This is a genomic window from Pseudoalteromonas sp. TB25 (genome assembly GCF_000497995.1).
Classification (GTDB): Bacteria; Pseudomonadota; Gammaproteobacteria; order Enterobacterales; family Alteromonadaceae; genus Pseudoalteromonas; species Pseudoalteromonas distincta.
This window is the reverse complement of record NZ_AUTI01000407.1, coordinates 23,772-31,075: the sequence shown is the minus strand read 5'-3', so window position 1 is coordinate 31,075 and position 7,304 is coordinate 23,772. Positions and strand designations below refer to the sequence as shown.

General features: G+C 40.0%; 10 protein-coding genes and 2 pseudogenes (2 of these 12 cut by a window edge). 4 read left to right on the top strand and 8 right to left on the bottom strand.

Going from position 1 to position 7,304, the window contains the following annotated elements:
* The 4 genes and pseudogenes from L652_RS01000000124115 to L652_RS0118490 all read right to left on the bottom strand — a co-directional run.
* Positions 1-233, bottom strand: a pseudogene (locus tag L652_RS01000000124115) (2-C-methyl-D-erythritol 4-phosphate cytidylyltransferase) (it extends 417 nt beyond the left edge of the window).
* Complete coding sequence (ftsB, locus tag L652_RS0118500) at positions 223-510, bottom strand: cell division protein FtsB (protein WP_024596337.1); 288 nt, start codon at positions 508-510, stop codon at positions 223-225. The pseudogene L652_RS01000000124115 and the gene ftsB overlap by 11 nt, the downstream one beginning before the upstream one ends.
* Before the next feature lie 37 nt (positions 511-547).
* Entirely contained in the window at positions 548-1,183 is a 636-nt protein-coding gene (locus L652_RS0118495) for a hypothetical protein (RefSeq protein ID WP_024596336.1), read from the bottom strand.
* Between the two features lie 75 nt (positions 1,184-1,258).
* Positions 1,259-1,738 (bottom strand): DUF2947 domain-containing protein, encoded by a 480-nt coding sequence (locus L652_RS0118490; protein ID WP_024596335.1) that lies wholly within the window; start codon positions 1,736-1,738, stop codon positions 1,259-1,261.
* A 60-nt stretch (positions 1,739-1,798) separates the two neighbouring features.
* Between L652_RS0118490 and L652_RS0118485 the strand changes: the two genes are divergently transcribed.
* The 4 genes from L652_RS0118485 (at position 1,799) to L652_RS0118470 (ending at position 4,815) form a co-directional block, all read left to right on the top strand.
* Entirely contained in the window at positions 1,799-2,038 is a 240-nt protein-coding gene (locus tag L652_RS0118485; RefSeq protein ID WP_024596334.1) for a DUF1653 domain-containing protein, read from the top strand.
* Positions 2,039-2,091: 53 nt separating this feature from the next.
* Positions 2,092-2,937, top strand: coding sequence for a MoxR family ATPase (locus L652_RS0118480; RefSeq protein WP_024596333.1), 846 nt, complete (start codon positions 2,092-2,094; stop codon positions 2,935-2,937).
* A gap of 266 nt (positions 2,938-3,203) precedes the next feature.
* On the top strand, positions 3,204-4,391 hold the full coding sequence (locus L652_RS0118475) for a VWA domain-containing protein (protein WP_024603596.1): 1,188 nt from the start codon (positions 3,204-3,206) through the stop codon (positions 4,389-4,391).
* Between the two features lies 1 nt (position 4,392).
* A complete protein-coding gene (locus L652_RS0118470) occupies positions 4,393-4,815 on the top strand; it encodes a hypothetical protein (RefSeq protein ID WP_024595384.1) in 423 nt (140 codons plus the stop codon).
* A 99-nt stretch (positions 4,816-4,914) separates the two neighbouring features.
* Here L652_RS0118470 and L652_RS1000000125065 read toward each other — a convergent pair whose 3' ends face one another.
* From L652_RS1000000125065 to L652_RS01000000124110, 4 genes and pseudogenes are all read right to left on the bottom strand, one after another.
* The gene (locus L652_RS1000000125065) at positions 4,915-5,076 is read right to left on the bottom strand and encodes a hypothetical protein (protein ID WP_158000828.1); all 162 of its coding nucleotides are present in this window, start codon (positions 5,074-5,076) and stop codon (positions 4,915-4,917) included.
* A 61-nt stretch (positions 5,077-5,137) separates the two neighbouring features.
* Entirely contained in the window at positions 5,138-5,566 is a 429-nt protein-coding gene (locus L652_RS1000000124395) for a DUF4160 domain-containing protein (RefSeq protein WP_024595383.1), read from the bottom strand.
* 64 nt (positions 5,567-5,630) lie between these two features.
* Positions 5,631-6,086: a GNAT family N-acetyltransferase gene (locus L652_RS0118455; protein ID WP_024595382.1), complete on the bottom strand. Its 456-nt coding sequence runs from the start codon at positions 6,084-6,086 to the stop codon at positions 5,631-5,633.
* Positions 6,087-6,150: 64 nt separating this feature from the next.
* Positions 6,151-7,304, bottom strand: a pseudogene (locus L652_RS01000000124110) (divalent metal cation transporter) (it continues 21 nt past the right edge of the window).

The window sequence follows — 7,304 nt, the reverse complement described above, 5'->3', positions numbered from 1 at the left end:
CTGGCTCGCACAATGCGCTTATCAAGCAGTGGGAGTTCATCAAAATAAGGGTCGCTGTCGCTAAGAGCTACAACAATAGTACGTAATTGAGATAATTGGGAAAGTTTAGCTAAGGTGTGTTCTAAAATAGTTTTACCGGCTAATTGTATATATTGCTTAGGCGCATTGTGCTGCATTCTACTGCCAACACCCGCTGCAGGTACAATTGCTGCAATAGTCTGTTTATTTGTCATATTGTTTGCCCGGTAAAACACGAATAAATGTTTCGTCCGGTTTAATCATTCCCAATTCGTTGCGTGCACGCTCTTCAATGCCTTCTTGGCCAAGCTTTAAGTCTTCAATATCTGCTTTAAGTACTTTATTACGTTTAATGAGCTTTTCGTTAGTTACTTGATGCGACGCTACAGCACCTTTTAGCCGTGTGTAGTCTTGTAAACCATTATGACCAAACCATAATCTGTATTGCACAAACAGTGCTAAGCACAGTAAGCCAACTTGAAAAATACGCATTTAACACTCCTTATTTTAAATTCCAAATACCTTAGCTTTAATACGCTAAGGGGCGCTTTAAATTACGCCAATTAATACTACCCGCTAAAAGCATTTCGCGTAGAGATAAAACCCGTGGCATGCAACGCTTCGAAAATTGCCACTGGTGCCCACAACATGCCCCCGTTAAACTCACTTTACTTGGCTTTATTAACTGAGCATTTTGCTGCTCTAGCCCATTTCCTAAAAAATCAAACCAACCAAGCTCGTTACAATGCAGCTTATTTTCGCCTAACTGATCGATACTGTCTATTCTAAGACGCACCTGATCGTAGCCATTTAATATAACGGGCACTATAAGCCCCACTTTGGCATACGTTTGATAAAAAAGTTCATTAGCTTGAACATTCACATCGGGTGGGGTTGGTTTTTGCTTTTCAAGCCACGTACCATTTTGTGCGTCCAGCGTAAAAGGCGTGTCACCATTGGCAACTAACGTTGCAGCTCGCTCAATATAATAAGGTAGGCTTTTTAACTGGCGGCGCAGTTTATCGGCATTAGGCTCTGCAACTAATCGCTGAACCTCACGCTGATAAAACGCATTACACAATTGTGCATACAACACTTTTTGTGCATCAGTTTGCCAAATTTCAACTTGCTGCTGAGCACCAAGTGACTGATTTTTAGCGACCAAAAGCTGTACTCAAAAATATTTAGGTAAATGTTTTATAACACAGTATTGAATATTTTTTAAGCGCAGCGCACTAATTTAAGCACTTGGCTTTTCACCTAATTTTGCTTTGCCTGATTCTAAAAATTGCACAACCGTATTACGCTTTTTACCAATTAGTAAACTGCCATCAGCTAAAAACATAAAGTTTTGCCAATTGCGTTTAAATACATCAAATGTTGTTTCGATAATATTATCGCGTGCCATACAAAAATAAACAGTGGTGTTAGCTTCCCAATCTAAAAACGTTAAGATTGCTTCTGGAGGTTGCGCATCACCATTTTCCCACGCATCTTGCCAATCTACTTCTTGGCTAAAGCTTTTTTCTTGACCACACCAATCGGTGTCTTCAAAAAAATCAGGGTGATCAAACTCACGGCTTACCATGGTTGTCCAAAGTACGGCTGCGCGCTCGTCGCTCATAGGCTTTATTTTTGCTGCGTCTTCATCAGATACAGGTAAATCTTTGTGGCGAAAAACCCACGCCTTTTTGTAATCATCTAAAGAAATATAGTTCATAGTGTCGGCAAATTAGTTAACATTAAAAGTGCAAAGCCAAATTATACAAGAGATCAAAACATGACTACAGCAATAAAACCACTTTCCCTCAAACCAGGCTTATACCAACACTACAAAGGGCCGCAATACAAAGTTATTCACGTTGCCACCCATAGCGAAACCGAGGAACAGCTTGTTATTTATCAGGCTCTTTACGGTGAATTTGGTATTTGGGCACGTCCACTTAGTATGTTTAACGAAACTATAGAAAAAGACGGCAACACCATACCGCGTTTTGCCTATATTGGTGAAATAGATTAACTATGGCATCATGAATACATTCAATACTGCTCTGACCAGATAGAGGCTAACTCGTGCAATTTAATTCAACCGATAATTACATAGCTAGCAGCTCGCTTAAACAAGCTGTAAATGCTGCCATTATGCTCGAAAAACCACTTTTAATTAAAGGCGAACCCGGCACTGGTAAAACTATGCTGGCTGAAGAACTTGCTAAAAGTTTAGACACCACGCTTATTCAGTGGCATATAAAATCGACCACCAAAGCGCAGCAAGGCTTGTACGAGTACGATGCGGTTTCGCGCCTGCGCGACAGCCAATTAGGTGACGAGCGCGTACATAATATTAGTAACTACATTGTTAAAGGTAAGCTGTGGCAGGCATTTACGTATGCAGAGCTTAACGGCAAACGCCCAGTGCTTTTAATTGATGAAATAGACAAAGCCGACATAGAGTTCCCAAACGACTTACTACTTGAGCTTGATAAAATGGAGTTTCATGTTTACGAAACAGGTGAGCGCATTGTAGCCAAAGAGCGCCCTATTGTGATCATCACATCAAATAATGAAAAAGAATTACCGGACGCATTTTTACGCCGCTGCTTTTTTCACTATATCGATTTTCCTAGCAGCGACGAAATGCAGCAAATTATTGACGTACACTACCCTAACGTTAAACAGGATTTAGTACGCCAAGCACTCGAAGTGTTTTTTAACCTGCGCGAAGCTAACGGCCTTAAAAAGAAACCTTCCACCAGCGAATTACTCGACTGGTTAAAGCTCTTAATGGCTGAAGACATAGACGCTAAAACACTGCACGACAAAGCGCAAAAAGGCGGATTAATGCCAATGTTTGGCGCATTACTTAAAAATGAGCAAGATATAAGCCTAATCGAAAAATTAGCCTTTATGAGCCGCTAGGGCCTGTTGACCTTTGTGGATTAAAATTTGTTCTAACTAGGGACGATTTAATCGTGGCGCGAGGTTTGTAACCTAGTGGGCTAAGTAAAAGCCGAGCAACAAAGAGTTAATCGTCCCTAGGACGAACCTTCAGGCAGCGCGTGTTTGGTATTTATGCTGTGTTATCGCCTATTTATGGGGAATAACCACACTACATAGGCTCTGCCTTGCCTAAATACCAAACACACTGCTGCAAATTTAACCTCGAAAGATAAACAGGCCCAAACATGTTAATACAGTTTTTTTTCAAATTACGTGAATACCGTTTACCGGTGAGCCTTCGAGAACTACTCGATTTAATAAACGCCTTAAAAAAAGGCGTTATATTTGCCGACGTAGACGGCTTTTACCATTTAGCTCGCACCATAATGGTAAAAGATGAAACGCATTTTGATCGATTCGACAAAGCCTTTAGCGACTACTTTAGCGGTATTGCCGACCTTGATTTGCTCGAGAGCTTAAAGCAGCAACACAACTTACCTGAAGATTGGCTACGTAAAGAGTTTGAAAAAAACCTAAGCGATGAAGAAAAAGCCCAACTTAAAGCCATGGGCGGGCTCGACGAGCTTATGAAAACCTTAAAAGAGCGTTTAGAAGAGCAACAAAAACGCCACGCTGGCGGTAATAAATGGGTAGGTACTGGCGGCACATCACCTTTTGGTGCATACGGCTATAACCCAGAAGGTGTGCGTATAGGGCAAGACGGCAATCGTAACCGCCAAGCAGTAAAAGTGTGGGATAAACGAGAATACAAAAACCTCGACACCGACAGAGAAATTAGTTCGCGCACAGTTAAACTCGCCCTTAAAAAGTTACGTAAGTTTGCCCGCACAGGCGCAAGCGACACGCTTGATTTAAACGAGACTATTCGCGCTACTGCAAAACAAGGCGGCATGCTTGATGTAAAAATGGCACCCGAACGCCACAATGCAGTAAAAGTATTGATGCTGTTTGATATTGGCGGCTCAATGGATGACTACATCCACACCTGCGAAGAATTATTTAGCGCAGCCCACAGCGAATTTAAACACCTAGAGTTTTACTACTTTCATAACTGCTTATACGAGCACGTTTGGCAAGACAACGCGCGCCGACATACAAACGTGATTGACACCATGACGCTGATTAATAAATTTACCAGCGACTATAAAGTAATATTTGTTGGCGATGCCACTATGGGGCCTTACGAAATAGCCTACCCTGGCGGCTCGGTAGAACACTACAATGAAGAGCCCGGCAGTGCCTGGTTGCAACGTATAACAAACCACTTTGATAAAGTCGCCTGGCTCAACCCACAACCCGTTGAACACTGGCCTTACTATCAATCAATTGGCTTTATAAAAGAGCTAATGAACAACCGCATGTATGCCCTTAGTTTAGATGGGATAAGTAGAGCGATAAAAGAGCTGAGTTAAAGTGAATAATAGAAATAGATTAAAATTAGTTTTGTTTGCATCACTTATAATAAATATGGTTTTTATTACTATCTTTATAAGTGACTCTAAAAAAAATGAAAGCATTTATTTATTAGCAAGCAATGTTGAAGCTAAATGTTTGAATGATTGGAAATCACAAGACTCTGGGGTGCCTTTTGTTACCTCTCATCAAATTTTAGGACCAGATCCCTTTACTGAATATAACCTTTTAGAGCTGGGAGGTTATGATCAGTCAACATCTTTCACATACGAATTCTCAGCATGTTTTAAAGATAAATTTTCTACAGTAAGAACAATTGCAGAGATGAAATATGCTATTGATTTCATGAGTAAGCAATCAAAAAATGTTGGATTTTATAAATTACCAAATTCTGATGAAATTGTTGTTTACTCAAATGAGTAACAACTAGGCTAGATTAGCAAAAGTCATAACTCGTTGAGCATTGGCTGTACTATCAATTATTTATGAAGTAGCTGATAGATAAATCGATAAAAAACTGCGTCAATTATTAAATATGTACATTAAAAGAACTATTATTCCAATTAATATATAACCCTTTATTCTATCAACTTTACGTGCTCGACCTGTTCTTGATGTTGGAATACCTGTTGCTTTTGCAACTTTCCTTTTAAAATTTGCTTTCGGTCTTTTTAATGGATTCATTATTAATTTCCATTTTATTTAAATTAAGTAACGCCTACATACCTATAAAACGTCGATATACTTATTCGTTACCAATTTCATAATACTTCCCTACTGTACAGTTTGCAGGCCTTGTATTGTTCCAAACTGAAATCAATGCCTTCTTTGCGTTCATTTCATTAAACCAATATTCAACTTTTCTTTTTTGTTTGCTTGCTAAGCTACCCTCAATTAATTCACAATTATCAAGCCTAAAAGAAGCTTTCGAGTCTGAGGTAATAACGTGAAAATGTGGTGGAGGGTGTTCGTTAGAATAAATCTCTATTTTAAGACCATCAACCCTTTTAACTAATTGCTTTATTTCAGTTAAAACAGGTCCATCGGAATCTATATCATCACTAACTAGAGTCTGTGAAGACAACAAAGAATGAAGGTGCTCGGTTAGCTCATCTAACGACTCAAACTGTTCAGGCGAATCCTCATAGAACCACTTAGTTCCTTTAAATGACATAAATATTCCTGTGTTAAAATTTAATTTAAGGCTCTAAACGAAGACTAATTATATTTCTTATTATTCAAAGCCCTTTACTCATAAACAAGCTGTACGGATCTAGCTCATAATAACCAAATGGTTCGCACTCTTTAAAACCAAATTGAGTGTAAAGCTTTTGTGCGGGTAAAAATGCTTCAGCAGTGCCGGTCTCTAAACTTAGCTTTTTATAACCACGAAGTGTTGCTTGCTCAATAATATGGGTGAGTAACTTAGCGGCTATGCCTTGGCGTAAATAGCTGCTTGATGTGCGCATTGATTTAATTTCGCCATGAGTGGCACTGAGCGCTTTTAATGCGCTAACACCCGCTAAATTATTATCAATCCATAAGCTATAAAAAGTTATATCGGGCTGAGTGAGTTTGCTCACATCTAGTGCATGTACGCTCTCAACGGGTGAGTGTTTTAGCATATCGTTATGGTGTGCTTGTAGTAGCTCTATAACGTGTGGGTTTGAAAGCTCACCTGTTCTAATATCCATTTATACCTCATTTAAACTTTAAGCTTTAGGGCTTTAATTAAAACCCTAAAGTAAGTGGCTCTATTTAGGCTGCTAGTTTCCATACTACAAACGCAACAGCAAAGCCTACTAAATACACTAGCCCTAACCACGTTAAACTACGTAATAGCACGCTGTGTTTTATAGCAGGCTCTGAGCGCACAAGGCTAAAGTTAAGCCATGCAAAAACAGGCGTTGTTACAAATGAAAGTGTCATTGCAAAGGTAAGCATGGGGCCAAGGGCTGATTTAAAAAATAAAATAACGGCCATACCGGCAAGGGCTTGTAGTATTAACCAAATATTTAAGCTGTGTTTTGATTGCCCAAAGCCAAGTAGTTTATGGGATTCGTTAAGCGTACGGGCGTAGCCATCAAGCACGGTAAGTGTAGTGCCAAACATACATAAAAAAGCGATTGCTGATACAAGCGGCCTTGCCCACTCGCCTATTGTGAGTGCGTACATATCTATAAGCTGCTTGGCAAACGCGACACCGCCGAGTTCTATACTACTGGTTTGGCCGTATTGCACTAATACACCTAAACTAAAAAATACCAAGGCTAAGCCAGCTGTAAGCCAGTAACCTACGTTAAAATCGAACAAGCCTTGGCTTTTAGAAACTGTTTGCTGGGCTTGTTTTTCTTTTAGCCATAAAGAACTTAATGCAGATATTTCGATAGGGGCTGGCATCCAGCCCATTAAAGCCACCATAAAGCTAAGCATGGCAAGTTCATAAGGTGAAGGTCCCACATAATCAGCAGGTGCCATTGGGCCGTTACTAAATGCAATGGCAAGGGCAATCAAAGTAGCGAGCGTAAGCAGCCCCATAATGCCTTTGGCAACGTTATCTAGCGCTTTAAAGTGTCCAAGTAGCAATATAACTAAACATACACCCAGTAGCATCCAACAAAGCAAGGTTACTTCAATAACCACGGGCAGCGCGTAATGTAGTAAGCTTGCGGTAAGCAGTAATACGCCGGCGGTATTAACAACAGCGGCAACAATGTTTAAGCCAATAAAACTGTAAAAATAAAACGGGCCTTTGCTTTTGTAGCCCTCCACTAGGCTATTTTTAGTGGCGAGTGTGTATTCCATACCAAAGCGAAAAAATGGATATTTTAAAACATTAACAACGAGGATTAGCCAAAATAGTTGCCAGCCAAATATTGCTCCAGCTTGCGTAGAGGCAACTAGGTGAGATC

Coding starts and splice junctions, on each gene's coding strand:
- ftsB (WP_024596337.1), bottom strand. CDS start 510: ATGCGTATTTTTCAAGTTGGCTTACTGTGCTTAGCACTGTTTGTGCAA.
- L652_RS0118490 (WP_024596335.1), bottom strand. CDS start 1,738: ATGAACTATATTTCTTTAGATGATTACAAAAAGGCGTGGGTTTTTCGC.
- L652_RS0118485 (WP_024596334.1), top strand. CDS start 1,799: ATGACTACAGCAATAAAACCACTTTCCCTCAAACCAGGCTTATACCAA.
- L652_RS0118475 (WP_024603596.1), top strand. CDS start 3,204: ATGTTAATACAGTTTTTTTTCAAATTACGTGAATACCGTTTACCGGTG.
- L652_RS1000000125065 (WP_158000828.1), bottom strand. CDS start 5,076: ATGAATCCATTAAAAAGACCGAAAGCAAATTTTAAAAGGAAAGTTGCA.
- L652_RS1000000124395 (WP_024595383.1), bottom strand. CDS start 5,566: ATGTCATTTAAAGGAACTAAGTGGTTCTATGAGGATTCGCCTGAACAG.
- L652_RS0118455 (WP_024595382.1), bottom strand. CDS start 6,086: ATGGATATTAGAACAGGTGAGCTTTCAAACCCACACGTTATAGAGCTA.